Annotated in this window: 47 protein-coding genes; 5 read left to right on the top strand and 42 right to left on the bottom strand. The window is 41.4% G+C overall.

Annotation, left to right across the window (positions count from 1 at the left end):
* Positions 1–141: 141 nt before the first annotated feature.
* The 3 genes from AF333_RS28955 to AF333_RS28950 form a co-directional block, all read right to left on the bottom strand.
* Complete coding sequence (locus AF333_RS28955; RefSeq protein WP_043063299.1) at positions 142–435, bottom strand: DUF2829 domain-containing protein; 294 nt, start codon at positions 433–435, stop codon at positions 142–144.
* 203 nt (positions 436–638) lie between these two features.
* Complete coding sequence (locus AF333_RS34040; RefSeq protein ID WP_158502242.1) at positions 639–779, bottom strand: hypothetical protein; 141 nt, start codon at positions 777–779, stop codon at positions 639–641.
* A gap of 176 nt (positions 780–955) precedes the next feature.
* Positions 956–1273, bottom strand: a complete 318-nt coding sequence (locus tag AF333_RS28950; RefSeq protein ID WP_043063247.1) for a hypothetical protein — start codon at positions 1271–1273, stop codon at positions 956–958.
* 113 nt (positions 1274–1386) lie between these two features.
* On the opposite strand from AF333_RS28950, the gene AF333_RS28945 reads away from it, so the two are divergent.
* Complete coding sequence (locus AF333_RS28945; RefSeq protein ID WP_043063248.1) at positions 1387–1665, top strand: hypothetical protein; 279 nt, start codon at positions 1387–1389, stop codon at positions 1663–1665.
* A 189-nt stretch (positions 1666–1854) separates the two neighbouring features.
* A complete protein-coding gene (locus tag AF333_RS34035) occupies positions 1855–2016 on the top strand; it encodes a hypothetical protein (RefSeq protein WP_158502244.1) in 162 nt (53 codons plus the stop codon).
* A 30-nt stretch (positions 2017–2046) separates the two neighbouring features.
* On the opposite strand, the gene AF333_RS28940 is transcribed toward AF333_RS34035, so the two are convergent.
* The 29 genes from AF333_RS28940 to AF333_RS28820 form a co-directional block, all read right to left on the bottom strand.
* Positions 2047–2727 carry a helix-turn-helix transcriptional regulator gene (locus AF333_RS28940; RefSeq protein ID WP_052811656.1) on the bottom strand — a complete coding sequence of 227 codons (681 nt, stop codon included), beginning with the start codon at positions 2725–2727 and terminating at the stop codon, positions 2047–2049.
* Between the two features lie 50 nt (positions 2728–2777).
* Positions 2778–3089, bottom strand: a complete 312-nt coding sequence (locus AF333_RS28935; protein WP_139189082.1) for a hypothetical protein — start codon at positions 3087–3089, stop codon at positions 2778–2780.
* A gap of 150 nt (positions 3090–3239) precedes the next feature.
* Positions 3240–3443 carry a hypothetical protein gene (locus AF333_RS28930; RefSeq protein ID WP_043063250.1) on the bottom strand — a complete coding sequence of 68 codons (204 nt, stop codon included), beginning with the start codon at positions 3441–3443 and terminating at the stop codon, positions 3240–3242.
* 196 nt (positions 3444–3639) lie between these two features.
* A complete protein-coding gene (locus AF333_RS28925; RefSeq protein WP_043063251.1) occupies positions 3640–3969 on the bottom strand; it encodes a hypothetical protein in 330 nt (109 codons plus the stop codon).
* 2 nt (positions 3970–3971) lie between these two features.
* Positions 3972–4199 carry a hypothetical protein gene (locus AF333_RS28920; protein ID WP_043063252.1) on the bottom strand — a complete coding sequence of 76 codons (228 nt, stop codon included), beginning with the start codon at positions 4197–4199 and terminating at the stop codon, positions 3972–3974.
* A gap of 289 nt (positions 4200–4488) precedes the next feature.
* Positions 4489–4656 (bottom strand): hypothetical protein, encoded by a 168-nt coding sequence (locus tag AF333_RS34030; protein ID WP_158502246.1) that lies wholly within the window; start codon positions 4654–4656, stop codon positions 4489–4491.
* Between the two features lie 8 nt (positions 4657–4664).
* Positions 4665–4916: a hypothetical protein gene (locus AF333_RS28915; protein ID WP_139189086.1), complete on the bottom strand. Its 252-nt coding sequence runs from the start codon at positions 4914–4916 to the stop codon at positions 4665–4667.
* Complete coding sequence (locus AF333_RS28910) at positions 4903–5364, bottom strand: HNH endonuclease (protein WP_043063254.1); 462 nt, start codon at positions 5362–5364, stop codon at positions 4903–4905. The genes AF333_RS28915 and AF333_RS28910 overlap by 14 nt, the downstream gene beginning before the upstream one ends.
* Before the next feature lie 146 nt (positions 5365–5510).
* On the bottom strand, positions 5511–6248 hold the full coding sequence (locus AF333_RS28905; protein ID WP_052811657.1) for an antA/AntB antirepressor family protein: 738 nt from the start codon (positions 6246–6248) through the stop codon (positions 5511–5513).
* Positions 6249–6303: 55 nt separating this feature from the next.
* Positions 6304–6489, bottom strand: a complete 186-nt coding sequence (locus tag AF333_RS28900; RefSeq protein WP_043063255.1) for a hypothetical protein — start codon at positions 6487–6489, stop codon at positions 6304–6306.
* A gap of 41 nt (positions 6490–6530) precedes the next feature.
* On the bottom strand, positions 6531–6782 hold the full coding sequence (locus tag AF333_RS28895; RefSeq protein WP_043063256.1) for a hypothetical protein: 252 nt from the start codon (positions 6780–6782) through the stop codon (positions 6531–6533).
* A gap of 48 nt (positions 6783–6830) precedes the next feature.
* Positions 6831–6956 carry a hypothetical protein gene (locus tag AF333_RS37060; RefSeq protein ID WP_255322249.1) on the bottom strand — a complete coding sequence of 42 codons (126 nt, stop codon included), beginning with the start codon at positions 6954–6956 and terminating at the stop codon, positions 6831–6833.
* 48 nt (positions 6957–7004) lie between these two features.
* Positions 7005–8102, bottom strand: coding sequence for a DNA-methyltransferase (locus tag AF333_RS28890; protein ID WP_052811658.1), 1098 nt, complete (start codon positions 8100–8102; stop codon positions 7005–7007).
* A 43-nt stretch (positions 8103–8145) separates the two neighbouring features.
* Positions 8146–8427, bottom strand: coding sequence for a hypothetical protein (locus AF333_RS28885; RefSeq protein ID WP_043063257.1), 282 nt, complete (start codon positions 8425–8427; stop codon positions 8146–8148).
* A 1-nt stretch (position 8428) separates the two neighbouring features.
* Complete coding sequence (locus tag AF333_RS37265) at positions 8429–8824, bottom strand: ASCH/PUA domain-containing protein (protein WP_074715300.1); 396 nt, start codon at positions 8822–8824, stop codon at positions 8429–8431.
* Positions 8824–9171, bottom strand: a complete 348-nt coding sequence (locus AF333_RS28875) for a DUF6011 domain-containing protein (RefSeq protein ID WP_043063258.1) — start codon at positions 9169–9171, stop codon at positions 8824–8826. The genes AF333_RS37265 and AF333_RS28875 overlap by 1 nt, the downstream gene beginning before the upstream one ends.
* Positions 9153–9296: a hypothetical protein gene (locus AF333_RS34025; RefSeq protein WP_158502248.1), complete on the bottom strand. Its 144-nt coding sequence runs from the start codon at positions 9294–9296 to the stop codon at positions 9153–9155. Before AF333_RS34025 ends, AF333_RS28875 begins: the two co-directional genes overlap by 19 nt.
* Positions 9297–9310: 14 nt before the next feature.
* On the bottom strand, positions 9311–9565 hold the full coding sequence (locus tag AF333_RS28870; RefSeq protein ID WP_043063259.1) for a hypothetical protein: 255 nt from the start codon (positions 9563–9565) through the stop codon (positions 9311–9313).
* A gap of 141 nt (positions 9566–9706) precedes the next feature.
* Positions 9707–10252 carry a Holliday junction resolvase RecU gene (locus AF333_RS28865; protein WP_043063260.1) on the bottom strand — a complete coding sequence of 182 codons (546 nt, stop codon included), beginning with the start codon at positions 10250–10252 and terminating at the stop codon, positions 9707–9709.
* Positions 10245–10631 carry a YopX family protein gene (locus AF333_RS28860; RefSeq protein ID WP_052811659.1) on the bottom strand — a complete coding sequence of 129 codons (387 nt, stop codon included), beginning with the start codon at positions 10629–10631 and terminating at the stop codon, positions 10245–10247. The genes AF333_RS28865 and AF333_RS28860 overlap by 8 nt, the downstream gene beginning before the upstream one ends.
* Positions 10612–11013: a YopX family protein gene (locus tag AF333_RS28855; protein WP_043063261.1), complete on the bottom strand. Its 402-nt coding sequence runs from the start codon at positions 11011–11013 to the stop codon at positions 10612–10614. Before AF333_RS28855 ends, AF333_RS28860 begins: the two co-directional genes overlap by 20 nt.
* On the bottom strand, positions 11000–11122 hold the full coding sequence (locus AF333_RS37055) for a hypothetical protein (protein WP_255322248.1): 123 nt from the start codon (positions 11120–11122) through the stop codon (positions 11000–11002). The genes AF333_RS28855 and AF333_RS37055 overlap by 14 nt, the downstream gene beginning before the upstream one ends.
* Before the next feature lie 13 nt (positions 11123–11135).
* Positions 11136–11564, bottom strand: a complete 429-nt coding sequence (locus AF333_RS28850; RefSeq protein WP_043063262.1) for a zinc-finger domain-containing protein — start codon at positions 11562–11564, stop codon at positions 11136–11138.
* 12 nt (positions 11565–11576) lie between these two features.
* Positions 11577–11798 carry a hypothetical protein gene (locus tag AF333_RS28845; RefSeq protein WP_043063263.1) on the bottom strand — a complete coding sequence of 74 codons (222 nt, stop codon included), beginning with the start codon at positions 11796–11798 and terminating at the stop codon, positions 11577–11579.
* The gene (locus tag AF333_RS28840; protein ID WP_052811660.1) at positions 11795–12892 is read right to left on the bottom strand and encodes a helix-turn-helix domain-containing protein; all 1098 of its coding nucleotides are present in this window, start codon (positions 12890–12892) and stop codon (positions 11795–11797) included. Before AF333_RS28840 ends, AF333_RS28845 begins: the two co-directional genes overlap by 4 nt.
* An 11-nt stretch (positions 12893–12903) precedes the next feature.
* On the bottom strand, positions 12904–13320 hold the full coding sequence (locus AF333_RS28835) for a hypothetical protein (protein ID WP_043063264.1): 417 nt from the start codon (positions 13318–13320) through the stop codon (positions 12904–12906).
* A 150-nt stretch (positions 13321–13470) separates the two neighbouring features.
* Positions 13471–13686: a hypothetical protein gene (locus tag AF333_RS28830; RefSeq protein WP_043063265.1), complete on the bottom strand. Its 216-nt coding sequence runs from the start codon at positions 13684–13686 to the stop codon at positions 13471–13473.
* Positions 13687–13740: 54 nt separating this feature from the next.
* Complete coding sequence (gene bet, locus AF333_RS28825; protein WP_043063266.1) at positions 13741–14619, bottom strand: phage recombination protein Bet; 879 nt, start codon at positions 14617–14619, stop codon at positions 13741–13743.
* A gap of 257 nt (positions 14620–14876) precedes the next feature.
* Positions 14877–15164 carry a hypothetical protein gene (locus AF333_RS28820; protein WP_235497050.1) on the bottom strand — a complete coding sequence of 96 codons (288 nt, stop codon included), beginning with the start codon at positions 15162–15164 and terminating at the stop codon, positions 14877–14879.
* 459 nt (positions 15165–15623) lie between these two features.
* On the opposite strand from AF333_RS28820, the gene AF333_RS28815 reads away from it, so the two are divergent.
* A complete protein-coding gene (locus AF333_RS28815; RefSeq protein WP_043063268.1) occupies positions 15624–15893 on the top strand; it encodes a hypothetical protein in 270 nt (89 codons plus the stop codon).
* Positions 15894–15904: 11 nt separating this feature from the next.
* Here the strand turns inward: AF333_RS28815 and AF333_RS28810 are convergent, their stop codons facing one another.
* From AF333_RS28810 to AF333_RS28785, 6 genes are all read right to left on the bottom strand, one after another.
* Complete coding sequence (locus tag AF333_RS28810) at positions 15905–16111, bottom strand: hypothetical protein (protein ID WP_043063269.1); 207 nt, start codon at positions 16109–16111, stop codon at positions 15905–15907.
* Positions 16112–16270: 159 nt separating this feature from the next.
* Positions 16271–16486 carry a hypothetical protein gene (locus AF333_RS28805; RefSeq protein ID WP_043063270.1) on the bottom strand — a complete coding sequence of 72 codons (216 nt, stop codon included), beginning with the start codon at positions 16484–16486 and terminating at the stop codon, positions 16271–16273.
* Positions 16483–16692, bottom strand: a complete 210-nt coding sequence (locus AF333_RS28800) for a hypothetical protein (protein ID WP_043063271.1) — start codon at positions 16690–16692, stop codon at positions 16483–16485. The genes AF333_RS28805 and AF333_RS28800 overlap by 4 nt, the downstream gene beginning before the upstream one ends.
* A 96-nt stretch (positions 16693–16788) precedes the next feature.
* The gene (locus AF333_RS28795) at positions 16789–17067 is read right to left on the bottom strand and encodes a hypothetical protein (RefSeq protein WP_043063272.1); all 279 of its coding nucleotides are present in this window, start codon (positions 17065–17067) and stop codon (positions 16789–16791) included.
* A gap of 14 nt (positions 17068–17081) precedes the next feature.
* On the bottom strand, positions 17082–17594 hold the full coding sequence (locus AF333_RS28790) for a helix-turn-helix domain-containing protein (RefSeq protein WP_043063273.1): 513 nt from the start codon (positions 17592–17594) through the stop codon (positions 17082–17084).
* A gap of 349 nt (positions 17595–17943) precedes the next feature.
* Positions 17944–18171 (bottom strand): helix-turn-helix transcriptional regulator, encoded by a 228-nt coding sequence (locus AF333_RS28785; protein ID WP_043063308.1) that lies wholly within the window; start codon positions 18169–18171, stop codon positions 17944–17946.
* A 149-nt stretch (positions 18172–18320) separates the two neighbouring features.
* Between AF333_RS28785 and AF333_RS28780 the strand changes: the two genes are divergently transcribed.
* A complete protein-coding gene (locus tag AF333_RS28780; RefSeq protein WP_052811661.1) occupies positions 18321–18746 on the top strand; it encodes a helix-turn-helix domain-containing protein in 426 nt (141 codons plus the stop codon).
* 55 nt (positions 18747–18801) lie between these two features.
* Here the strand turns inward: AF333_RS28780 and AF333_RS28775 are convergent, their stop codons facing one another.
* The 3 genes from AF333_RS28775 to AF333_RS28770 form a co-directional block, all read right to left on the bottom strand.
* Positions 18802–20289, bottom strand: coding sequence for a DUF4041 domain-containing protein (locus tag AF333_RS28775; RefSeq protein WP_200894917.1), 1488 nt, complete (start codon positions 20287–20289; stop codon positions 18802–18804).
* 118 nt (positions 20290–20407) lie between these two features.
* Entirely contained in the window at positions 20408–20542 is a 135-nt protein-coding gene (locus AF333_RS37050) for a hypothetical protein (protein WP_255322246.1), read from the bottom strand.
* Positions 20543–20561: 19 nt separating this feature from the next.
* A complete protein-coding gene (locus tag AF333_RS28770) occupies positions 20562–21092 on the bottom strand; it encodes a LexA family protein (RefSeq protein ID WP_052811662.1) in 531 nt (176 codons plus the stop codon).
* A gap of 224 nt (positions 21093–21316) precedes the next feature.
* Here AF333_RS28770 and AF333_RS28765 point away from each other — a divergent pair, with 224 nt between their 5' ends.
* Positions 21317–21574 carry a helix-turn-helix transcriptional regulator gene (locus AF333_RS28765; RefSeq protein ID WP_043063274.1) on the top strand — a complete coding sequence of 86 codons (258 nt, stop codon included), beginning with the start codon at positions 21317–21319 and terminating at the stop codon, positions 21572–21574.
* Positions 21575–21883: 309 nt separating this feature from the next.
* Here AF333_RS28765 and AF333_RS28760 read toward each other — a convergent pair whose 3' ends face one another.
* On the bottom strand, positions 21884–22399 hold the full coding sequence (locus AF333_RS28760; protein ID WP_074715304.1) for a helix-turn-helix domain-containing protein: 516 nt from the start codon (positions 22397–22399) through the stop codon (positions 21884–21886).
* Positions 22400–22541: the final 142 nt, after the last annotated feature.

Below are 22541 nucleotides of genomic sequence, written 5' to 3'. Positions count from 1 at the left end.
AGAAGCAGAGGAAGGCGTCTCTGCTTATCGGTTGCGCTTTATGCAAATGTATCAAGTCCCGCGAGGAAACATTTGAAAGCAGAATAGGAGTTTTTGTTAAGGTGCTCCAACACCGTATAAACACAATATGTTGACTACTACTTACTCAACGATCATCCAATCTTCTGCTAAAACGTCACTCGTACTTGGCGTCCACATAGCATGGGTACCGTCTGCACATCTTAATTGCAGATAAGGTCTGCATTTGAACAAATCCCCTTCGTTCATTCCCCATGTCTTTGCTGTTTGTGCATTGCAAGGTATTCCGTCTGGGTATCCTTTTTGATATGCCGCAAACATTCCTTTACCATTCCATCCAGCACGAGTTACCTTGTACCCTTCTTTCATAAGGTCAACAGCTAACCCGATACCGAACTGCGCTTTAGTTTCGATCATTTGTTCTACAGTTACACCATTAAGATTTTCCATTGTTTTCACCTGCCTTTCTTGTTTATGCGTCTGCATCCCGCCTGCATTTATCAACGCATTTTCCCTCCCAATAAAAAAACACTGTTTTACGGGGACAGTAGCCGAACCCTTTGTAGGCGACAAACTATAAGTAAATCGCAAAATAAAAAGCCGCCTGTTGGCGACGATTATTACTTCCTTATTTGTTCATAGTCGTTCAGCATATTTTTGAGACTCCGCTCTACTTCCTCTAATGATGCGTACTCACGATTGGTTTCTATATGCCACAGGATATTTTTAATCCCATTCATTACAGATGTTAAGTAGTCCATATAAAGAACCGCCTTAAAAGCTAACTATATCCGCGTATTTATCCGCTAACCAATCAAAAAGCGACCTATCATATTGAATGGGTACGCAATACAACGCAACAAGATATACGGGATTAAGAGGAGAAGTACCAGGACTCCAATTCCTTCAAAGGGATTGAACATGTCATCACTTCCTTTTACCTTTCTTCATATTCCGTTTCTTCCGCTCCCACCGCAGCCGTTCCCGCTCCCGATGAGCATTCACGCATTCTTCCCATTCCGCTTTTGGATGAGGCATTGTAATAACTAGATGCCGTACAGACGGTTGTTTTTGCTCCATAGAATATTCCTCCACATTTCCTCCATAGCCATATGTCATTTTCATTCTCGTATTGGGTCTGGCGTCTCTCTTCGTATATTGCTTCCCATCTATCTGCCAGTTCCCGAAGCTTCTTTCTAATCGTATCCAGGTCAGCCAGTGAAAGGATTGCTATAACTACATCTTTAAGCCCCAAACATATCCGCCTCCCTTGTTTTATACCAACAAAAAAAGCACAGGCAAGTTGTCTTGACTGTAATTCGATAATCTCGTCAATACTGGTTAAAAAAAGAATCGAAGGTGATACTTATGCATGATATTCCCTATGAGGTAGAGGATTGTATTGTTTCAGGGTTTGTTGCACAACTTAATGCGTTAAAAGGACTTTTAGAACTGGATGAAAAACATTTAAAAGATTTAGGACGCGATTTATTTATTTCTAAATTAAGAGATCTTGAAGCGACCCTTTCTTGGTATGAACAAAATATAAAGCATCCCTTGAATAGATCGGACGATATGAAAGAATTGCTGAAACAAGTGAATCTATTATTTGAAAAGAGAGCTGCTCAGTTATCCCCTGCAAGTTAGTCGCTCTTTTTTCTAACGTCTTGTCTGTATCCTGGTTTACTGCGGCACCAGGAGGGCCGCCGCGATTCACTCCTTACCCGCATGCGGTCAACGGGCTTCTTGTCGGTAATCAGCCGGCAGGAGGTGGTTCGTTCGACTTCATTGCATTTACCCCTGCAATAAGCGTATGTCGCGAACGATAAGGGAAGAGTGACGTATCAAGGTATAAGAAAAGCCGCCTCCAAAGAGAAGCGGCTATCTGATTTATTCGGTTGCCCTCAGTTTATCATGCCGGAATCTAGACAAGCAAAAAGTGTCGGAGGTGTCGGAAGTGTCGATAGTGTCGGAGATGTCGGAAGTGTCGGTTTTTAACACCCGTTGCAAGAAAACAAGGCGTTCTCACTAAGAGAGCGCCTTTTCTTTTTTCTTTTCTTCATCATAGATAGCCCAAGCTAAGTCATTTACAACCTTATTTTTTAATTCCTGTGCTCTTGTACGAGATACTCCAATTTCTTTTGCAATATCCTTCATCTTTTGGCCATCCATGATGCCCTCAAGAACAATCTGTTCCTTTTCAGATAGGTTATTCTTTTCCGCAAACGCATCAACCCGCTTCACCTTGTCTTCAAAACGTTTTACTCGTCTATTTAGCCGCTCCCATGCTTGCAGGTTATTACGCGCTTCTCTAAACACCGGATCGCTATTCCTGCCCCTTGCTTTGGGTAATGTTGCTTCAATACCATACTGGGCTGTACCAGCTGCCACATCGTCGTTACTTCCTAATCCGGATTGAATCTTACTTCGTAACTTTTCAATTTGTTGTGTCATCCAGTAATACCCGTCTAATTGGTCTTGAGCAACATGGAGCAATTCGAGTACTGGTTCCAAGTTGGTAAGAGCAAGTTGGCCATCATCGTCTATCCACTGTTCTGCTTCTTTATCATCCCATTGCTGACATGAAGAGATTTTTCCGATGTGCATATCATGGATCCGGCACTTAGCACTTTTCCCCCAGTGGGTTCCTGGACACTTACTGCATACTGATTCGATATATTTGTGATTTGGGTTGATTGTGGTTTGCATAAAACCGCCTCCTGAGTATTTTTTGTTAAGCTAGTGGTTATCTATCTCCGTTACCGCCTCGTTTGCTTCATTGCTCCGCCTACACGCTTCCAAGTCGGATGATGCATCATCTGCTCTGTCTTCCTGAATTCCCTTTCGTCCCTTTCATCTTTCCGTGGGTATACCATCTTGCCATCCAATATGTGTACACGTCGATTCATCCGCCTTCCTAATGTGATGGTGTATACCCCATCCTTTAACTTGTGATCGACGTCCTTTATAAGCTGCTCATTTATCCTTACTGCACCTTGGTATACCATTCGTCGCGCTTCTCCATTAGCCGCACATATCCCTGAATGAGTTAAAACAGCAAGAATGTTCATCTTTTTATCCCCCTTTTCAAATAAAAAGAGGACACCGCCTTTAATAAGCCTGTAGCAAGGCATATAACCCCGCTTGAGCTTAGTAAAAGTGGTGTCCTCCAATGTTTGGTCAGACGTATATTTTTATGGGTTATCGGATTAAGTCGTTCATCAAGCTAACCACTCAGTAAGATAGTCCATTTTACATTCACCACAGTAATGCACATTCTGATTTTCGTTATGTTTATTGCGTTTAGCAGGTACAAAATCTTCATCACTAAACAATGCTCGTATATATGGTTGCTTTACTTCAATTGCTTCAATGTCTTCAGAATCAATAACTTTCTTACAATGGTCACAACAATAAGCCATCATTTCTACCAACTCCTTTTATGCTTTCTTATACAGTCCGAATAGCTATTTTTATATGAACAAGAAAACAATCGCTAATAAGAAAAATACAAAAGTCAAAGAGCCTGCAGCAGCAAAAATTTCAAAGTCATCTTGTCCTGCTCCTGTTAACGAAACAAAGCAACAATAGACAGAAACAAGAATACAAAATGCGCTCATTCTACCACCGCCGATACCTAAATCCTTGGAAGCCACGCATTTCCGGTCCTTGTTCTTCTCTTAGGTCATCCCCGAATACTTGGCATCTACCGCCCCATGTCCGGCCTGTTGTCTCACATTTGATTGCCGAGTCCTTTTTTATATTGGTAACTCGGACGGAATAAGCGACACGGCCATCATAAACAAAGTACATCCGGCTACCTAGTTTCAATTCTTTCGGTATGCGTGATAGCGTCCAAACCTTTTGTAATTCCGGATCCTGTTTTATCTCTTCGACTTCTTTGGCAAAGTTCTCATATTCGCTCTTAGGTACCGCTACAACAATATCCATCGCTACCTCTTTCTCCGGCTTCTGCCTGGAATACGTAGTGTCTCTTTGCTTACAATGTCTACGACTTCACCATCAACTATTACAAGCTCTACTGTTCCATAAAGGGGAGCCTTGACCTCATATGCAGCTATCCCGGTTGTTAAATAAAGCTTGTCCTTACCTTCTGTATTTAAAGGGATTTTCGCCTCTTCTGTTTGGAGATTATTTGCGATTTCACGTAGCTCTGCCATCTGTATTCCCCCGCTCTGTGATATAATGTAGGTAATAGTATGAGCAGGTGTTTTCCCCTCTTCGGTAGCCGCCGTTGAGGGGAATTTTTTTATTTGAAACTTTTTCTATTTATGTCTCGTACTGTATATTGCGCCAGTATTTCTTTGTCTTGCTTCTGTGGCCCGCCAGCCACAGAAGATCCTCATGTTTAAATTCTCTCGTGCAGGGGAATATATTGTGTAGGTAATAGCATCATGATTTACTCCCCTAACTCTTGCCCCTTCAAATGAAGGGGCTTATTTTTTACTCCTAAAATTCCGGTTCATCAGACAGCTTCAGCTTGTCCCATATCGGGTCAATTTGCTTTTCGCAATCAATTACATCAATGTATCCTTTGCCCCCACAGGAAGGGCATTCATGGCCTCCTGTACGTCCTTTCCCTTCGCATAAGCTGCATGTTTGTTCTTTGGTGTCCATGTTTCCTCCTATTTAATCTCTTTGATTCTCCAGGTACGCAAGCAGCCGTATGACTTTGGATGCCTTACTTCCTGTCTCAAAACCTTTTGTTTCGCTGTCTCCATGTCGGGAGCTGGTACCGTTATACGAAAGAAGCAATCTTTATAATCGTAGTAACCGACAGAGTACAGTTTGTCTTGTGAGGCGACCTCCTGTGGCTGGCTTGGCTCTAGTTGGAATATATCCATTTGTTCAATGTGTTCGTGTTCAGTTACTTGCATGAGCATTCACCGCTTTCTTGTCTTTCCATTTCACTTCTTCTCCCATGGCCTTATGTCGCTTGATATGGCATTCTTGGCAGAGCATGACGAGATTATCTACATAGTTGCTACCGCCATCGATGCGAGGGACAATATGATGAGCATGTAAACTTTGATTAAACTTTTTTATGTGCTCTAGGTTTGTCATTCCACACTCCTGACAGGTTTTCTTATCACGCTCTAGCGCCTTCTTCCTTTGCCGTTGGAAGTCTTCAGGCCAGTAGATAACGTCTAACCATTCGTCGCGGTGTTCTTGGCAGCAGAAACGTTTCCGTTTGTCGTTCAGCTCTACACCGCACCACCGGCAGTTGAGAAAGGTATCCTCATCACGCATACGCTCTTTCGGGAGCGGATAGGTTATATTGTTGACTCTCTTCTCAATGAATGAGGAGTCGCCTTTTCTTTTCATCCTTTGTTTCCCTTCCCATATGTTCTATTTCATCCGTTCATAGGCTTGTGTTATATTCTTTAGGTGGGCGCTCCGGTGGGGGCCGGGACGCCCAATGTTGTTTTATAACGTTTCTTTTCTAGCCGGTCAATTTGGACCGGCACTTTTTATGCTGCCAAACGCGGACGCCAAGCTTGTACATACTTCATTGCTTCTTCAAAATCGCATCGGCGTATATCTCGATAACTGGCGACAGCGAAACAATCTTTGATGGAGCGGTGAATCTGGCTATATAGCTTCCTCTTTACTTTTCCAAGGTCTGGAGTAATACGATCTTGTTCATTAAATCCTAGTTGTTGAAATTCGACCCGTTCAGCTAAATCAAGTACCCGACGATTGATTGCTTTTTGTAGCGTATACTGCTCATGATGTTGTAGGGTGATTTGTTCTTCTACCTTACGGGTTACTTCTGTAAGTCGCTGCTCTACTGATTCAAGCCGTTCCTCATGTTCAAGTGCTGATTTTAGTAGCTCCATGCGTACCTGACGCTCATCGAGAGGGATGACGTTGTTCTTTACTTCTTTGGCCCGCCTTTCCATTTCAATGAAATATTTGCGTACTTGTCGCCCTCGTTCATTGTTTTCTACCATTGATATTTCTTTGGCTGTATCCATAGTGAGAAGATATTCAACAGAAGGGCGGCCACCCTGACTTTTTCCCGGAATTGTGAAAAAGTCCTCACCAGCTTCGAATCCGTACTTTTCAATGCGTCGCTGAATCCATTGAGAAAACTTATCCTCTACTCCAAGGAATCCATGAAGCTCACGGCCATTGATTAATCGTTGGTTATCTTCAGTTGCGTACACTGGGATTAGCTCGTTTGCAATTACGCGAAGGTTACTCATTATATCCTCTCCTTTTCGTTTAAGGGTTGTTTTGCGTATACTTAAATCGACTTGTTTACGATAATCCGTACTTTTCTAACATCTTTAGTACTTTTTCATAGGCTAAAGCTTCACCATGAAGCATCTCTATCTTTTTAGTTTCATCGTGATAATTTGCTCCACTCCTACGTTCTATACGTTTATCAATTACTGCAATTTTGGATTTTAATTCATTACGGATTTCTTCAACTACGTTTGACATGGTTTATCCCTCCTTTTTCGCAATATGGGCTGAAGTGCGAATTAATTTAGTGCTATGAACTGCTCCATTTCACTCTCGTACAGACAAACATCAACCTCATTGCCATCCTCTAAATAAAACATTAAATCGTAATATGGTTCTGGGTCCCTCGGTAGATACAACCCCATTGATTCGACTACACCCTTAGTGCCTTTTTTAATAACTAAAGTGTCAATTATTTCACCATCGTCATCATACTCATAAATCTCAAAATCTTCTTTTACTTCAACATTTTCGAACTCATATCCAACCATTATTTCTCCTCCGTTAGTGAGCAAATGACTTTTCGCTATATTGCCGAATTAAGCTTCTAATTTACTCATGATAGATTCATACAAATGAATATCCTCATCTGCCACATCCGCTCCATCATTGAATGTGTCACGTAAAACAAGTGCGAGCCACTTCTTTTCTTCTGTCGTTAGCATAGTTTCATTCCTCCTTATCGCAATATGGGCTAAAGTGTGAATACTGTGCTACAGGTTTAGAACTGCTTGAACGCTAGAAGTACGCTTTTGCGAAAGATTGATATATTTATCGTTCAAATCAATACCTGTAAACTCACGATTGTACTTCATGGCCACTCTTCCAGTTGTTCCGGATCCGAAGAATGGGTCCAGCACCCTTCCGCCTTCAGGACAACCAGCTAAGATACATGGCTCAATCAGTTTTTCCGGAAACGTCGCAAAATGACTTTCTGCTAATTGTGCTGTGGCCACTGTCCAAACCGAGCGCTTATTTCGCATTCCGGATTCGTTTGGCTGGTTACCATGGCTTTCTCGGATAACTGTATTTGAATTGTCGAAGCTTTGACCTTGCGTATATTGGCCACCACCACGAAAAGTTTTACTGTTGCCTTTTCGTCTTCTCGATTGTTGTGGACCAAATGCACCTTCTGATCCAGCTGGAGGACGAAAGTCGAATCCGACTGCAGGTTCTTTTATTGCTTCAGCATCGTAATAATACTTTTTGCTTTTACTCAGAAGGAACATGTATTCATGGGCCTTAGTTGGTCTGTCAACCACACTCTCAGGCATGCAATTTGGTTTGTGCCAGATGTTATCCATTCGCAAATACCATCCGTCCGCCTGTAGTGCGAATGCTACGCGCCACGGAATACCAACAAGATCCTTCTGTTTTAATCCGTCCGGCATATCTCGCCTTGGCCTTGTTCGTGCCGTCTCACCCTGCTTATCAGACAGATAGTGTTTACCGTGCCAGCGAGCATTAAATCCTTCATCCCTACGCGGATTACCAGCGTAGCTATCTCCAAAATTCAGCCAAAGCGTTCCGTCATCCCGCAGTGTGCGTCGTACTTCCCGGAACACCAGGACCATATGAGCGACGAACATTTCTGGCGTCGGCTCCAAGCCCAGGCATCCAGTCCATTCTGGAATATGAATATCCGGTAAGCCTGGCATCGGTGAGTATGTCATTGCTGGCCAGCTTGACGGTGGAATACCATAGTCACGTAATCCCCAATACGGAGGAGAAGTAACGCAGCAATTAAAATATCCGTCCGGTTTTTGTTTTAAAACTTCTTTGCAATCTCCTTGTAAAATTTCGTTGGCCACAAATTTCTCATCCTTTCGCTTTTCGTCATATCGCCTTAGTGCGCTATACAGCTTGTCCGTATGCACCGCCAGCACGTTTCTTAATTCGTCCCTTTCTCGATTGATCCAAGGCCAATTCTTCTACGTCATAAAGTTCACGTCCTAACTCTGCCGCAATCTCATCTAAGGGCACATTCTCTTTCCAACGTTTCCGAAATAGTCGAACTTGCTTCATGGACCAGATAAAGTCAATATCAGCACCGGCTACATAAACTTCGTCTCGTTCTTCTTTCAGGTAACAACTTTCAATTTGTTTGGCTGCTTTCTTAGCAAGAGCAGGATTCACCTTACTTCACCCCTCTCTTATACCTCCCGGGTCTTGTGATAGCCTCTACAATGTCCATCCCTAACTCTTTTAAACGGTAATGAACGGTTTGCTTGGATAATCCGTTTTTTCTGGCTATATCTAGCACCCATTTAGGCATTGCCTTTGCTCTTTCTTTAGTTGGCTTGATAGAAAGAACAACATAACCGTCTTTTTGTTCGTAATTTGTCATGTACATAATTTCAGCAGCTACTTCCCTATCTGTGTATGCTTGTTTTTCTGGGCACCATTCTTTTAAGACCACCCAATCACCTACAGCAAAGTTCCGATCGTTCTTTCTAATTTCGAATGCTTTATTACCATCAAAAACCGCCTGGAAGTACTCTGGCCACGTTTTTAAAAAGTGTACATTTGCCATTAGTCCTTCATCCTTTCTTTCTTCCGCTTACACCCATGCCCTACACCTTCTTGTATACTTGCCGCCGTCTTCAGCCACCGTCCACACTCTTCACAGGGCTTCCACATCTGACGTGGCAATATCGTCTGTTGTGCAGCCTTTGACGCTCGTTTCCTTGGTCGCCTCTTATAGTGACAGCAGGCGTTATCTGTTGCATTTACGGTCCAATACACCTTCCTGCAACGCTCTTTCTGTTTCCCTGAAAACGGGAAGTACTTGCATCCGCCGCAAAATAGTGGTTTTTCTTCCTTTGGCTTTTCTTTTGGTAGCCAAGGAAACAATTCATCGATTATTTCTTTTCGCTCCATGAATGACCACCACCGACTTTCCAACTTTCAACCCGATAATTAGTCGTGCTTTGGTTAATCCAGTTCGAAACTTTGCGCGAGAGAATCACTGGGGCCGGACCGCGTTTTTTCTTCTGTTCTGCCATGTTTTTCACCCCGCCTATGAGCATTGCTCGAATTGATCAATCCGTTTAGTTACCTTCTGCCGAATCCGTTGCTTTCTTGTCCGTTCCACGATGCGCTGTAACCGTTGCAACTGCTTTTCCTTCACATTTACTACTGCATCCTTCTGAACTTCTTTAGCAGGCTTAGGCGGTATGTAGTCTTTAGCCTCCTGCGGTTTTAACCAATCGTTTAACGCATCCATAACAGGTCTTCCGCCAAAGTACAGTACGCCAGGATTAACCATTTCCATGTAAACAACCCCTTTTCGATTCATAACAATCCAGATGTTGCTTTATCATACGAATAGCCGTATTACCTAGCATGGTTATTCGCCTACTCTCTTTGCTTTTTAGGCGGGGAAGCATAAGCGCAAGCGCCTTGTCTGTGTTTGTCATGCTGTCTCGCCTTCTATCTCCCGGTCTACAAAGAGCAGATAGTCTATATTCGCCCGCAGAGTTACCGGTACTTCTGGACAGTGTTCCAGGAATTCGTTATATGCGATACTTTTGCGCCCGCCTTCCTTGGCCCGTTTCCGACATTTCTGAATGAACGAGAATGGAGCATAGAAGATGGTTCCTTTCTTTTCAAACCTGATCAGGACAAAACATAAGGCACCGTGTTTTTCTGCTGCCTCGAAGTGTTCCAACTGGTGCGCCTCTATGTTCGCAAGCGGAAAACTTGTCTCACTTTGCGTATTCTTCGCTTCAAAGTAGAGCGCCTTACCGCGATATATTCCGTCATAATCGACCGTGCTTTTCTTTTCAAAGACTCCACTTAGTACGCGATTCCCTTGCGTTTTCAATGCCTTGATTGGCGTAGGGCGTTTGTGTATTAGCGCTACCTCGCCGTTTTTATATTGCAAATTGGTTGAGTCGATAATGTCCTCAAATGCTTGCCCGGATGCTTCTGGACGCCGTTTATAAAATCGTCTAGCCATGTTGTTCCTCCAGTAGTTCCGGGTTTTGATAGATGTTTCCGATGATTTCGAGTTGATCCCAGTTAATACACGAATCAAAATAGCTAGGGTTATTCTTGAATTTCAAACCAAAACAACCATCTTGATAAGCTACATACATAGGCTCATCGCTACCATTTATATCTCCCTCGTAAATGTCACGTCCATTCCGATCCTTCAGCCCGGTGTATTGCATAAGTTCTGCTTCAATCCACAATCCTCTACCATTCATGTACGATGCTTTTATTAGTCCAGAGGATATTCCAGCGACTATATTTGTACCTAACAAGTTTATTTCTTCTAGTTCATACACCATTGTTTTTGTTTCTGGATTCCAAGCTCTAAACTTGATCTCTCGCATATTCTCCCTCCAGCAATTCCGGGTTTTGATAGATGTTTCCGATAATTTCTAGTCGGTCGTCTTGAAAATCAAATAGAGAATCAAAATCAAGTGGACTATCAGGATATTGAAGCAAGAAGCTGCCGGTTTCATAAATAATGACTGCTGTTTCATTATCTTCGTTGTTTACAAGGTCGCCCTCATAAATATCCTTACCGTTCTTATCTTTTAGCCCGGTGTATTGCATTAAGATAAAGTCATCATCTTCGTCATATTGGCTCTCCGAACAGCGCAACACACCATTAACAAATCCAGCAAAAAAAATCTCATTGTTATTCTCTGTATCTGGCATAAACATTTCTTTTTCTTGCTTATCCCAAGCCCTAAACTTAATCTCGCGCATATTCTCCCTCCAGTAGTTCCATGCTTTCATCCACTTTCCATGGATCGCCTACATAATCACCGCATTTTTGACTCCCGCACAAATCAACGAATATGCATGTTTTACACACGTTATCTTCCTCCCTACGTAGATGACACCTTTTGCTTTGGCGGACGCCCGCGCCGTACATTTTTCAACTTCATTTTTCCATCACATTTTGTACAGGTACCGAATCCATCTTCTTTTTGTGGTCTATATGTTTCATGCTGACAATCTACACAACGAACCTTGTGTCTTTTTAATGAGGTTGCTGTAGGAGCTTTAATCATAGGTGCTTTAACTGGCTTCATCTTGCTAAAATTAACTTTTTTTCCTTCCGACATTGCGTTGTACATTTGTTGTATCCTAATTCCTACAGGGCATTGAGTATTGCAATATTGGATAAACTCTGCACTTTCGCTTCTTTTGTTTGTTGGAAACTGGCTTTTCTGGGCGCAGCGTCCGCATTGTGTATCTAGTAAGTAACCAATATGAACCCTAATTTGAGATTTTTTATGTTTCGTAAGAGACATGTCTACCCTCCCTTACACAACGGTTTCTTTTCCGCATAACTCATTTTTGCACTTGCGTATCCATAAGCTGTCACGTAGAAACGGTTTGAATTTTCCGCTCCCGCATTCACATACACCGGGGCGTGGTTTATTCGCTGTTGTTGACTGCACTACCCTTTCCGCTTTACCAGCTCCCTTGCTGGAACCGACCTGAACGCCTGTACTTTCGCCAAACAGGTTCAGTTGCTCACTCATGCTTTAACCTCTCCCATCTCCTTCAGCAATTCTTGTACACGACGTTTCTTTTCGTCGGTATCCTCGGCTGAAGCTTTTCCCTCGGATGGATTGAATTCACCAGCAGCCATTCGCTGTTGTCGTTCTATTTGTTCGCGAATGAGTGGCGGTAATTCATCTTTACGCTGATTCTGATAGCCTCTTTTCCCGCCTATATGAGGTTTAGTGGAACCGGTTGGCTTTACTGATCCTTCATCTGGATTAAATCGCTCTACATCTCGTAGCGCCTTTTCCCGCTCTGTTTTCTCGTAGTGCATTTGCCGAATGACCGTAGAGCAGTAAGAGAATGCCCTGATTTTGTCTCCTGAATATTTCGGTTCATAGGTATCAAATGCTCGGTCGATACCAGCAATAATGGTTTCAGACGATATTCCTTCTTTCAAAATCTCTGTGATGGCCTTACTGTCTTTTCCGTTTAAGCAAAATCCTCCACGGCGCATGATATAATGCTGCTCAATCTTGTTAAACCGATCTGTCGGCGATATTTCTTCCTGGACGGCACCAGGAGCGGTAATCGGAATCCCGTCGCCTTTTGGTTTTGAAGTAGGTTCAAAATCATCCTCTTGCGCGTGTTCTTGCTTACTATCAATCAATCTATCTTTCTCTGTAAAATCATTACTAAGTGATAAATCATTATTTAGTAGCGGTCGATTTTCCACAGGGTGGTTTTCCCACCCGCTGGTTTCCCCAGTGGGTGGATTTTTGACTTCTGGACGTTTATCATCCAGAGGCGGCTTTTCACCTTCTGGCGCTTGTGGTACTTCATAAACGAATGTGCCCCATTCTTTGACCTTTCCTTTTTCATCCCTAATGGGCTCCCGAACAACATATCCGCGTTCCTTTAGCTCTTTGATGGCTGATTTAATGACGCCGACCCCTTCAGGGGAATGCGTGGCCAACTCTTCATTATGGAACTTCCAGTTATCCGGCATTGAGAGCATGTAGGCCAGGAGCCCTTTTGCTTTCCATGAGAGCTGCTTGTCCTGCAACCCTGTTTTGTTCATTACGATAAAATTGGTGTCTTTCTTGACTCGATAAACGGTTTTATCATTCATGCTTTCAGCCCCTATACTGGCGTTTCTTGCTGTCTTTTTAGTGCTTGATTTTCTTTTTGCAGACGCTTGACCTCTTTTATCAACTTCCGTACATCTTCTGGCGCATTAGCGATAGCCTGTGCATCAGGATGATTAATGTCTAGGCCGTATTTAGTCATATGAGATACACGAGGAATTGCAAAATCTTCTACCTTGTGCATCCCTTCGCTGCCCCGCTCCGTTACAGGCCCCTCATACTTCTCGTATTTTTGAAACATAGGTTGAGCACCTTGCATGCCATATCGCCTAAATTGCATCACATGATATCTTCCAGAATGGGTAGTTGATAGATGAACTAATTTATCTGTCTTGTTTACATCCCATCGCCACGGTCCAGGCGTTGCAGCTGCCCAACGATTCTGTATCTCTTGCAACTCTTGTTCGGTCACTTTGTTTCCTTCCTTTCTAACTTGGAATTTAAGCCGAAAATCCTCTCATAGCACTTAGAGCAAATTTCTGTGACATGTTCTAAACTTTCGACTGTGCAGGCATCATCCCAAGCTGTTTTTTCTTTGCAAGAAGAACATATGATTATCACTCTATCCCCTCCTTTTATCTATCCGTACTTCAAATCTCCACAACATAAGGTAGATAGTTCCGCGCCACTTTTTCTTTCCCATCTGAATTCCAAAGCAATACTCCCAACCGCCACCAAACCTACCCATTGGAGCATCATCCGCTCTGCGTTCAACTTTTACTGTTCGTTTTCCAACTTTGAACCGTTTGATCCAACCTTGATTCGTCTTCTGGCTCATATAACTTTTCCTTTCTATGGGGCAGGAGCGGCATGGCCGCCCCCGCCGTATCATTTAAAACTTTAGTTGTTCATCAAAATAGTCGAGTATCGTTTGGCAATCTGCGCATATCCAACCCTTAGGCTCTGGCTTACCAAGTACCAGTTCCCCTGCCTTTCGGATTTCCTGCCCTACTTTGTCTTCTGCATATCCGGCAACGATGGCGGACGTCTTGATTCGGTTCATCATGTCTAGGAAGTAGCGTTTGCGTGCTACATCGTCCATCTGTGGCGGTTCTTCTTGTGACATGATTTCCGGTTCCGTCTGCAAAGGCGTATCATCCACGCGGTAGCTCTTTGTATGTGGCATTTCCTCTTTCGGAATGCTCATTTCTTCTTGTGTAACAAGGCCGGAGATGCCGAACTGACGTTTTAAAACGAATACTTCGGCAACCTTTTGAATCATGGCAGAGGGATACTTTTTCCATACATCACTGTTCTTTTTGTACTCTTCGAATTCAACAAAACAGACGGCGGGACGGCGGGTTTTATGGTAAGCAGCCGCCCACGCACCGATGATTTTTCCTCGTTTGGCTCCAAATTTGTGTATGACCGCATCGGTCTGGGCGTCGATTTCGAATATATCTCCCTCTCGAACAACAAAGGATTTTAAGCCTTCAAAGTTCTCGTTTTGCTGTGCGATTTTTAAGTATCCATCCCGGCTAGTCATGATGATAGGAGAATCCTGGCTGTTTCCGTATTTGATGAACCATATTTCTTTTAGGAAAGGATCTAAGCTGTAACGCTGGCACAAATGGATGAACATCTGAAATTCATCATTCGTTGCACCTTTGGCCACTGTGTTTTTAATCACCTGAAGCTTTGTTTCATCGAATTGAAGTGTAGGTACCGATGACTGATTTACTAACGATAGATTTCTTTCTGGAACGGCCATATGTCATGCCTCCTTATTGAATTTGAAAGCCGCCCTGTGCTATAATTGGACTAACGATATTTTTTGAGCGACTTTTTTGAAACGACCTGTTCCCGCAGGTCGTTTTTTATTTCTCTTCCATTACCGGACCTTCTGAACACGCTGGTTCGAAGAAAAGCGGCTCTCCACTGTCGCCGTAGCAACCGTGAAGGCATTCGCATTGAGCGCAGTGCTCAAAGGCGAGCTTATGATAATCAGCGATCGGGCAAGTGTAGCCGTTATACAAAATGTTCATCCTCCTCATGGGCCGTAATTACTCCAGTTTCGTGATTAATAACAATACGCAGATACTTATCTTCAACGCTCTTGGTGTTGTATGATGTTAGTTCTTCTTTGCAGTAAGGACAGTTGCTTAATTCGCTTTCTTCAAATTCATAAAATGATTTTTCGCATGTGGTGCACTGTGTCTTATTAACATCAATGAGTATGTTGCTGCTTTTCAATCCCTTCGCCTCCTTACTCTTTAGCGCATGAAGCACATTGAAATCTCCAGTGATCTTCTTCATCAGGAAAGTAATGTACAGCGGGTTTTCCGCAAGCGCAAAAGAGAAAATGAAGACGATCCCTTAACTGCAAACTTCCATCTTCCTTTTGATGTAATGTGGGGCTATTTGACTGTTCCACTAGCTTCCTCCTTCCATTTGATAGCGAGCTGGCGCCCCTACCTCTACGCCAGCAATACGGCTCCGATGGCCGCGCCTGTGTATTCGCTTAGATGAAAGTCAGGGGAAGTACGTATGCGACGCAAGAAATGGAGGTTTTCAACTCCTTTCACTCCCCTGTGGTTGTGGTGGCCGTTACCGGGCTTGCACCGGACACAGGCTCGTCCTGTTGGCCATAGTCGGGCTTATAGCCCGATAAGATGTAGGATTTTCCATCCCCCTTGTCGAATGGTATCTTTCGGAGGAATCAATACTTTGGCGAGTTAGCATTCTTCCAAATCCATATCGAAAGGGGTGGAAATTATGGGTAAAGTCCATCAAATTAGAATGCGGACATTAACCGAAGAGCAAAAAACAAATCTGCAAAACGAGCTTGTAAACTCAGGTTGGGAAATTGTTGGACATGGCGGCGGAGTCCAATCACCTGAACTTGTTTCAGATGAAGTAAACTGGCTATTAGTTACATGTCCGGATAGCGAAAAAGCTACATATCCTTCTGGCTATCAAGTACTTAATGATAAAGAATGTATTCATTGCGGCCTTCCCGTAACGGTTGATTTTTCCAAATGCTAACAAGGGTAAAATCAACTAAAATATTTGTTTAAAACTTTGTTAATAGCTACATGTAATTCAGTCTCAAGTTCTTCTGTTTTTTTAGGTGATAAATCAGGGAATTCATAGAAATCAATCCGAAGAAACATTTTAGGAACTTCATATTTACTTTGAGTCGCCGTTTGATTGGCGACTTCTTTTTTCAAACGAACAGCAATGTTTCTTTGAGGTTCATTCATTTATCCTCTCCCCCTTTCTAGCACTCTCAGGAGCGCTGTAGGACCTACAGACGATAAATCCCCGGGGTGGTAGAGAGTTGTCTGTAGGCTCTACAGCAAGCCACTGAGATAAAGCTTGCTGTTTTTCTGTATGCATGGTATATTGTGTACAACCAGTTGTTAGGCCGTTATCGAGTTCCCGCTCATGACGGCTATTTTTGTATAGAATTCCTTGTCTTCCTCGTACATTGTTTTGCTCATTTCGTAACCTTTCATAGCAAGGTCATAGGCCCATTCATTGCCTTCTTTTTTATATTGTTCCGCTTGCTGCTTAAACGTTTCTATTTCTTTCTTTGCCTCTTCTAACGCTTCAAGAAATCTCTCAATTCGACTCATGCGCCCCATCCTTTCTGGAATTTTGCCTTTTCTGCTTCAAGCGCTATCCTATTCATCACTAATCGTTCCAGGTATGCCTCATTTTGTTCCGCATCCATAAGGCTCATATCATAAAGCATTGTTCTTTCTAACACTTCCTGTATGTTTAAATTTTGTTCCAATATAGTAAGCGGACTTTTCTGTTCACGCGACTTGAGCCTGCTCACGTTCTTTCCTCCACCTTTCTTGCACATTTTTCAAAGCTTGTAGCATGCCTATCTTCTGGTGCTTAGGAAGAGACAGCCATAACCCAACTTTTATTTTCATGCGCTTCGTCTCCCTTCGTATTCGTATTTAGCCTCCTGGACTACCTCAGATACTAGGTAAGCGAAATGATGCACTGCTTCTTTTCGTACTGGTCGTAATCCATTTAAGAAGTTGATAAGAAGATTACCGGTATAAACCATGTCCGATAGAATTTCGCCTACAGATGGGACATATCGCTTAGTCTGATAATGCACATGTATGTATTGCTTAATGTCAGCGACCATTTCAGTAAACAAGTCATCACCTAGGTTCTTTTTCTCTTGAAGCTTGTCCAATTTGTTCACCTCACTTACTTGATATATCCTTTCGCCTTGAACTTTTGATAAATCCGAATCCAAACCCGTCGCCAGGACTTTTTATATTCCCTGCAAATAACAGCGATGTAGTGAAGCAAGGCCACTACAGCCTCGGCAGCTTCGTCAAGAACTTCGTCCAGTTTTGCGTTATCATACTCCGACATGCTTTTTGGATGATTGGCAAGACATACACTCCGTATCGCTTCCATTACTTCTTCTAGCTCTTCTTCCGTTTTGTCTTTTACGCTAGAACGATGAAGGTCTACCGCAGGACCGTTCAAGACTGGAATCCAGCTATATCCGATCACCTCTTGCGCGGCTGCTATAGCGTATAATCCATCGTCCATAACTTCTACGCTTTTCCCTATCACTTCTTTAGGCATTTTCCTTCTGTTTTGCTCTACCATCGAAACCGCGGACCGGCTGACATTAATCTCATCTGCGAAATCGGTTTGTGTAAGTCCAGCGGCTTCTCTGGCTTCTTTTTGATGTGTGCCAAAAGCCATTTATATCACCTCGTTTTGTGTCATTGGATCACTTTTTTGCCACGATTGCCTATGCTACAATTTGTTTAACAGTAGTTGAGGCGTTCTTTGTCGTAGTAAATAAGGCTATTTAGATACCAAAAACAAAGAATAAAAATCTGAATAGTCAGATATAAAGGTGCGGATAAGCAGGCTGCATGTTCTTTTTTGGCGAAAAAAACTACGCAGTATTAATATACATCAGCACATATGTTCCTATTGTTTCTACCACACCATTTCCCGCCTTGCTTACTACGCTAGTTTTAAACGGTGGTTTTACTCATTGGAAACATTTTCAGATTATATTTTGCGTCATTTTGGATATAATTTATTATGCCGTTATTTTATTTTGTTGCTTTTTGACGCATTTTTCATTAAAAAAAAGAGTCCATTCTACCTTTAAAACCTTAGCAATTTTTTTCGCCAACGGAACACTTGGTGTTCGGGTTCCGCCTATAATATGGGCGATATGCCCCCTTGAAACTTTCACTTTTTTCGCTAATTCACTTGTAGATATTTCAAGCTTCTGAAGAGAATCAATCATCCATTGTCGTTTCATATCATCACCCCTTTGCGTCTCTATGACTACATTATAATGTGTCACTATGACATAGTCAATACCCCTTGCGTCTAATTGACAACATTTTTTTATGTGTCTTTTTGACGCATTATAAGTATAATAAATAATGAAAGGAGATCGATTTTGCAATGAATGAATTTCCCATTCGTCTTAAATCTTTAAGAAAATCAAGAAAGAAAACACAACAAGATATGGCCGATCTTCTTAGCATCGCCAGGGGATCTTATGCACAGTATGAAATCGGAAGAAGAAATCCTGATTATGATACAATTCAAAAACTAGCTGATTTCTTCAGTGTATCTATCGACTACCTTCTTGGAAGAACAGATAATCCCGCCACAAACGTTATTAAAAACAATAGCGCTTCTGAATTGGCTATAAACGATAATAAAAATAGTGATGAAGATAGACCATTAACAAAAGAGGCTGTTGAAGAGTTATTCGCGGATGATCCAGAAGGAAAAGAGCTAATGCTTTTAATGATGGAACTACCACCCGAGAAAAAGAAAATTGTAAAAGAATTACTAAAGCAATTTAGGGAGACTGAAAAATAAGTAAAACGACCGCACTTTATAGGAACGGTCGTTTTTTACTTTACATATTCTTAACTCAGCGAGTGGCAGCTACTTCAAGTTGAGTTTGATCTATCATGACGCTTTGTCTGTATTCTTGCGCTTCAGCTAATTTGGTGAATTCGACGACTTTATTATGATTCTTTTTTACGATATCCTCTATTTCTTTTAAAGTCACATAGAAAAACTCTTTTCGATGGTTAACCTTATTGACGCTTTTCCTGCGGAAAGATTTATGTAGTGCATTTTCTAAACTTGGTGCATCTTCGCTAAAAATCATTGCATGTATATCAAAACCGAAAGGGACAGAAGCTCCGCTTAACTCCCTTATTCGTTCCGTTGGTTCTAACCTTCTGGTCATTCCGATTTTGTAGACATTCTCTCCAAATGAACCGATATTTGAAATAATATAAACATAACCGGCTCGTGTGTTTTGTTCCCGATTATATACATCCTCTTTGTCTTTTTCGATAAGTACAAGTTTTTCTTCTAGCTCTCTTATTTTTGTTTCTATTAATTCTTTCATACTGCCTGTTGCTGTCTCTAATTTTTTCTTTAGTTTATCTATCTCTTGTTTAAAGTGAGTTTCCTCTTTCTCTAATTTCTCTTTAATTTTATTAATCTCTTGAAGAACACGTTGTTCCTCACGCATCTGCTCTTTTATGCGTCGTTGTTCTTCTCGTTCCTCTTCTTTTTTCTTTTCATACTCATATGCTAAATATAGCTCTTCTTTTTTTAACTTAAAGTATTCCTGTTTAATTTCAATCTTATTATGCTTATTTACTTTATTTAATGCGTCAAAGGCTTTCTCGATACGCTTTTCAATAGATTGGATATTATTGAACTTAACTTTACTAATCGCCGCATCACATTCGTTGTTAAAGGAGCGAATCGTCAATTTTATGTTATTATTATTCATGGCTTTTCCTTTTTGTTTATTGCCGTCGAGTCGCCAATCATCCGAATGAATAGTAGCCTTGCGATTTTTGACCATTTCCTTTTGTTTGTTCCTGACTGATTCAAGCCTTTGTTTATACGCTTCGGAATTTTCTAAGTTATATTTTGGTGTATAAAAACCAAATGATTGATAAAGAACTTCATCCTCTAGGACAACTATTTCATTATGTAATTCCTTCTTCTTTTGCTCAGCATTATGTACTTCCTTCGTTAACTCACTTATCTCATTCTTTAAATCCACTACCTCTTTCTTTGCATTATCAACTATTCCCTGCGCCACTTTCCGCAAATCATCTCCCTCTGTTTTAGCGCTTTCAATTATGCCTTTTGCTTCTTTTTCCGCATTACCAATTAGTTCCTGTACCTCTTTTTGTATTTTGTCTCTCCTTTCTTGTATTCTAACTAAATCACCAAAGCCGCTATCTTCCCACTCTTTTCTTACTATTTGATTTTCTTTATTTTGCCGAATCAAAAGGATAATACCGATAACTAGTGGAACAACTAAAAACCAAAACATAAACATCAATGCAATAAACCAGCTTGATAAATACCATTTTTGCTCTCTCATTATTCTCTCCCTTATCTTTTAATCTAATGCTAGTATACGATTATCTAATAAATTCTGGAAATAAAAAACCGAAAATAGCAATATGCCATCATTCGGTTTTTCGTAGTCGTATTCTGTTTTATTTCATAAGTACAATTTCTTGCAACTTTTTATAAACCTCTTTTGCATTTGGATTATTTTTAAGGCACTCTTTCTTTAGTTCCAACAAAGCATTACCATCCATGTATGTTAATTCTGTTTCTGTTTTATTCATTGAATGCCCCCTCCCTTTTCTATATACTCTCAGCCCCATCTTCAATCAAGCCTAATACCCCTATTACTTTCCCTATCACGTCGGCTTCACTGGTAACTATCGTTTCCTTTTCATCAGCTTCCAGCATTCTTTGTCTGCCATCGCTATATAATCGCCGAATCATCTTACGGCCACCTAAATTAACTAAAGCTATATTCCCATCCTCTACGTTCCTCGTAGGGCGCACAATCACGGTATCTCCTTTCTTGATTTTAGACTTTAACATTTCATCGTCCTCTACCAAAAAGTATAAAACCGGATCATGTTTTTTCGCAAAAAATGCACCACTGTTTTTTTCATCTTCAATAATTTCAATTGCGCGTGGGCTTTTTATATCGCCACGTTTAATATATCCGCGTCGTTCTAAGCGCTCCAAATGGCCATGAACAGTCGAACTGGAGGCTAACCCTACTCCCTTTGCGATCTCTCTTGTCGACGGTGAATACCCCTTGTCCGCTTGATAGCACTTGATAAATTTAATAATCTCTTTTTGTCTAGATGAAATTTTCATTTCTACTCCCCTATTTATATTCTTCTCTAAATTTTTTTAACCTCAAAACACAGAACACCTGTTCCTAATTCATTTTAATTTTACTGGCGTACATGCAGGAAAGCAATACCAACTCGCAGTTTGTCACTACTTTCAAGGTACTCAGTCTAATGAAAATACCTAAAATTTATGGTGTTTTTTAAGCTATAATTAACAACGTTACATCTTCATAGAGGAGGTTCCCCATGCCTGTCCTCATACAGAGGAGTCGGCTCAAATCTCTTCTGCGCCAGATGGGGAAAACACAACGATGGCTAGCTAAAAAAATTCATTTTCCCTATCAACGCATTAACGATTATGCGAACGATCGCAGGACGATGCCTATCGAAATCGCGATCAACTGTGCGCGTGCGCTCGAATGTAGCGTTGAAGAACTTTTTGATTTAGAAGAGGTTTCCCCAGCTGAATGGCGAAGCTGGGTAGCGAGCCGACGTAAAGAGTAGTAGTTGAGAAAACATCTCTCTCTACTCTCAGGTAGAAAATAGCCGTTATCGGCTACTCCTTATTTTGCCCCTTACTCAAAGGGTTCCTCCCCTTATCCCTTTCCTCTTACACTTTCTCTCACTCCTATATTCTTCTTTTTCCAATCAGCTTTCTTTTCCGGAAAATTTTTTAAGTGATAGGAATATTTTCTCTATATATACATCATACATGGGTGTGCAAGCCAAAACCGGAACATGATTGTTTAGTCTTAACTTCTTTTTGTTCCGCTTTTTCCACTTAATTGAAAAATTCTACATCATTCGACAAAATTAGAACTGATTTGTCGAACGATTTTCAGGCAATTCCCCAGTTATAACCGCTTTAATTATGAATAACCAGTCTTTTTCTTTAAGACTATCTGCCTGTTCAACGATATATTTAATCATCCTATTGTTCACTTTGGTGGAGAGGAAGTCATACTTGAGGATTAGACAGATTCCTGTTAACTGGTAATTGTTGCTCATCTTTTTTTGACGAATAACAGCGAAATAACAAGACATCACTTTTTTTGCATTTTGCTGATCACCAGCTTGAAAGTACATATCAGCAATTCGGAAGAGTCTAGATTCGCTTTTTAGTGATTGAATATATAACTGGCGCATTTCCTTAGGCTTGATGCGTAACACCTTGCATATAGCGTACAAAGTGGCAATTCCAGGGGAGTGCTCATTCTTTTCAATTTTTCTATACCATCTTATAGAGATGTTGCATTTTTTGGCGACGTCCTCTTGTGTCATTTTTAACCATACTCTTCGCTTTCGAAAATGAGTTCCTAGCTCTCTCAAAACGGCACATCCCTTTTACAGAAAATTTGTCCATCTGTAGAATAGAGGGTTAAATATGTAAGATTCAATAGAAAAACTTTACATTTAGAACGGTTTGATTTTCTTTTCTTGGTATAAGCATCATTTTTGTTATAGGAGGAAG

This window comes from Aneurinibacillus migulanus (assembly GCF_001274715.1).
GTDB lineage: Bacteria > Bacillota > Bacilli > Aneurinibacillales > Aneurinibacillaceae > Aneurinibacillus > Aneurinibacillus migulanus.
Note: the sequence above shows the minus strand (reverse complement) of the source record. Positions and strands in the feature narration are given on the sequence as shown.

What these genes read in the sequence shown, in the direction of transcription:
- AF333_RS28955 (WP_043063299.1), bottom strand. Translation starts at nt 435, where the DNA reads ATGATCGAAACTAAAGCGCAGTTCGGTATCGGGTTAGCTGTTGACCTT.
- AF333_RS34040 (WP_158502242.1), bottom strand. Translation starts at nt 779, where the DNA reads ATGGACTACTTAACATCTGTAATGAATGGGATTAAAAATATCCTGTGG.
- AF333_RS28945 (WP_043063248.1), top strand. Translation starts at nt 1,387, where the DNA reads ATGCATGATATTCCCTATGAGGTAGAGGATTGTATTGTTTCAGGGTTT.
- AF333_RS28940 (WP_052811656.1), bottom strand. Translation starts at nt 2,727, where the DNA reads ATGCAAACCACAATCAACCCAAATCACAAATATATCGAATCAGTATGC.
- AF333_RS28935 (WP_139189082.1), bottom strand. Translation starts at nt 3,089, where the DNA reads ATGAACATTCTTGCTGTTTTAACTCATTCAGGGATATGTGCGGCTAAT.
- AF333_RS28930 (WP_043063250.1), bottom strand. Translation starts at nt 3,443, where the DNA reads ATGATGGCTTATTGTTGTGACCATTGTAAGAAAGTTATTGATTCTGAA.
- AF333_RS28925 (WP_043063251.1), bottom strand. Translation starts at nt 3,969, where the DNA reads ATGGATATTGTTGTAGCGGTACCTAAGAGCGAATATGAGAACTTTGCC.
- AF333_RS28920 (WP_043063252.1), bottom strand. Translation starts at nt 4,199, where the DNA reads ATGGCAGAGCTACGTGAAATCGCAAATAATCTCCAAACAGAAGAGGCG.
- AF333_RS34030 (WP_158502246.1), bottom strand. Translation starts at nt 4,656, where the DNA reads ATGGACACCAAAGAACAAACATGCAGCTTATGCGAAGGGAAAGGACGT.
- AF333_RS28915 (WP_139189086.1), bottom strand. Translation starts at nt 4,916, where the DNA reads ATGCAAGTAACTGAACACGAACACATTGAACAAATGGATATATTCCAA.
- AF333_RS28910 (WP_043063254.1), bottom strand. Translation starts at nt 5,364, where the DNA reads ATGAAAAGAAAAGGCGACTCCTCATTCATTGAGAAGAGAGTCAACAAT.
- AF333_RS28905 (WP_052811657.1), bottom strand. Translation starts at nt 6,248, where the DNA reads ATGAGTAACCTTCGCGTAATTGCAAACGAGCTAATCCCAGTGTACGCA.
- AF333_RS28900 (WP_043063255.1), bottom strand. Translation starts at nt 6,489, where the DNA reads ATGTCAAACGTAGTTGAAGAAATCCGTAATGAATTAAAATCCAAAATT.
- AF333_RS28895 (WP_043063256.1), bottom strand. Translation starts at nt 6,782, where the DNA reads ATGGTTGGATATGAGTTCGAAAATGTTGAAGTAAAAGAAGATTTTGAG.
- AF333_RS37060 (WP_255322249.1), bottom strand. Translation starts at nt 6,956, where the DNA reads ATGCTAACGACAGAAGAAAAGAAGTGGCTCGCACTTGTTTTACGTGAC.
- AF333_RS37265 (WP_074715300.1), bottom strand. Translation starts at nt 8,824, where the DNA reads ATGGCAAATGTACACTTTTTAAAAACGTGGCCAGAGTACTTCCAGGCG.
- AF333_RS28875 (WP_043063258.1), bottom strand. Translation starts at nt 9,171, where the DNA reads ATGGAGCGAAAAGAAATAATCGATGAATTGTTTCCTTGGCTACCAAAA.
- AF333_RS34025 (WP_158502248.1), bottom strand. Translation starts at nt 9,296, where the DNA reads ATGGCAGAACAGAAGAAAAAACGCGGTCCGGCCCCAGTGATTCTCTCG.
- AF333_RS28870 (WP_043063259.1), bottom strand. Translation starts at nt 9,565, where the DNA reads ATGGAAATGGTTAATCCTGGCGTACTGTACTTTGGCGGAAGACCTGTT.
- AF333_RS28865 (WP_043063260.1), bottom strand. Translation starts at nt 10,252, where the DNA reads ATGGCTAGACGATTTTATAAACGGCGTCCAGAAGCATCCGGGCAAGCA.
- AF333_RS28860 (WP_052811659.1), bottom strand. Translation starts at nt 10,631, where the DNA reads ATGCGAGAGATCAAGTTTAGAGCTTGGAATCCAGAAACAAAAACAATG.
- AF333_RS28855 (WP_043063261.1), bottom strand. Translation starts at nt 11,013, where the DNA reads ATGCGCGAGATTAAGTTTAGGGCTTGGGATAAGCAAGAAAAAGAAATG.
- AF333_RS28850 (WP_043063262.1), bottom strand. Translation starts at nt 11,564, where the DNA reads ATGTCTCTTACGAAACATAAAAAATCTCAAATTAGGGTTCATATTGGT.
- AF333_RS28845 (WP_043063263.1), bottom strand. Translation starts at nt 11,798, where the DNA reads ATGAGTGAGCAACTGAACCTGTTTGGCGAAAGTACAGGCGTTCAGGTC.
- AF333_RS28840 (WP_052811660.1), bottom strand. Translation starts at nt 12,892, where the DNA reads ATGAATGATAAAACCGTTTATCGAGTCAAGAAAGACACCAATTTTATC.
- AF333_RS28830 (WP_043063265.1), bottom strand. Translation starts at nt 13,686, where the DNA reads ATGAGCCAGAAGACGAATCAAGGTTGGATCAAACGGTTCAAAGTTGGA.
- bet (WP_043063266.1), bottom strand. Translation starts at nt 14,619, where the DNA reads ATGGCCGTTCCAGAAAGAAATCTATCGTTAGTAAATCAGTCATCGGTA.
- AF333_RS28820 (WP_235497050.1), bottom strand. Translation starts at nt 15,164, where the DNA reads ATGAAGAAGATCACTGGAGATTTCAATGTGCTTCATGCGCTAAAGAGT.
- AF333_RS28815 (WP_043063268.1), top strand. Translation starts at nt 15,624, where the DNA reads ATGGGTAAAGTCCATCAAATTAGAATGCGGACATTAACCGAAGAGCAA.
- AF333_RS28810 (WP_043063269.1), bottom strand. Translation starts at nt 16,111, where the DNA reads ATGAATGAACCTCAAAGAAACATTGCTGTTCGTTTGAAAAAAGAAGTC.
- AF333_RS28805 (WP_043063270.1), bottom strand. Translation starts at nt 16,486, where the DNA reads ATGAGTCGAATTGAGAGATTTCTTGAAGCGTTAGAAGAGGCAAAGAAA.
- AF333_RS28790 (WP_043063273.1), bottom strand. Translation starts at nt 17,594, where the DNA reads ATGGCTTTTGGCACACATCAAAAAGAAGCCAGAGAAGCCGCTGGACTT.
- AF333_RS28785 (WP_043063308.1), bottom strand. Translation starts at nt 18,171, where the DNA reads ATGAAACGACAATGGATGATTGATTCTCTTCAGAAGCTTGAAATATCT.
- AF333_RS28780 (WP_052811661.1), top strand. Translation starts at nt 18,321, where the DNA reads ATGAATGAATTTCCCATTCGTCTTAAATCTTTAAGAAAATCAAGAAAG.
- AF333_RS28775 (WP_200894917.1), bottom strand. Translation starts at nt 20,289, where the DNA reads ATGAGAGAGCAAAAATGGTATTTATCAAGCTGGTTTATTGCATTGATG.
- AF333_RS37050 (WP_255322246.1), bottom strand. Translation starts at nt 20,542, where the DNA reads ATGAATAAAACAGAAACAGAATTAACATACATGGATGGTAATGCTTTG.
- AF333_RS28770 (WP_052811662.1), bottom strand. Translation starts at nt 21,092, where the DNA reads ATGAAAATTTCATCTAGACAAAAAGAGATTATTAAATTTATCAAGTGC.
- AF333_RS28765 (WP_043063274.1), top strand. Translation starts at nt 21,317, where the DNA reads ATGCCTGTCCTCATACAGAGGAGTCGGCTCAAATCTCTTCTGCGCCAG.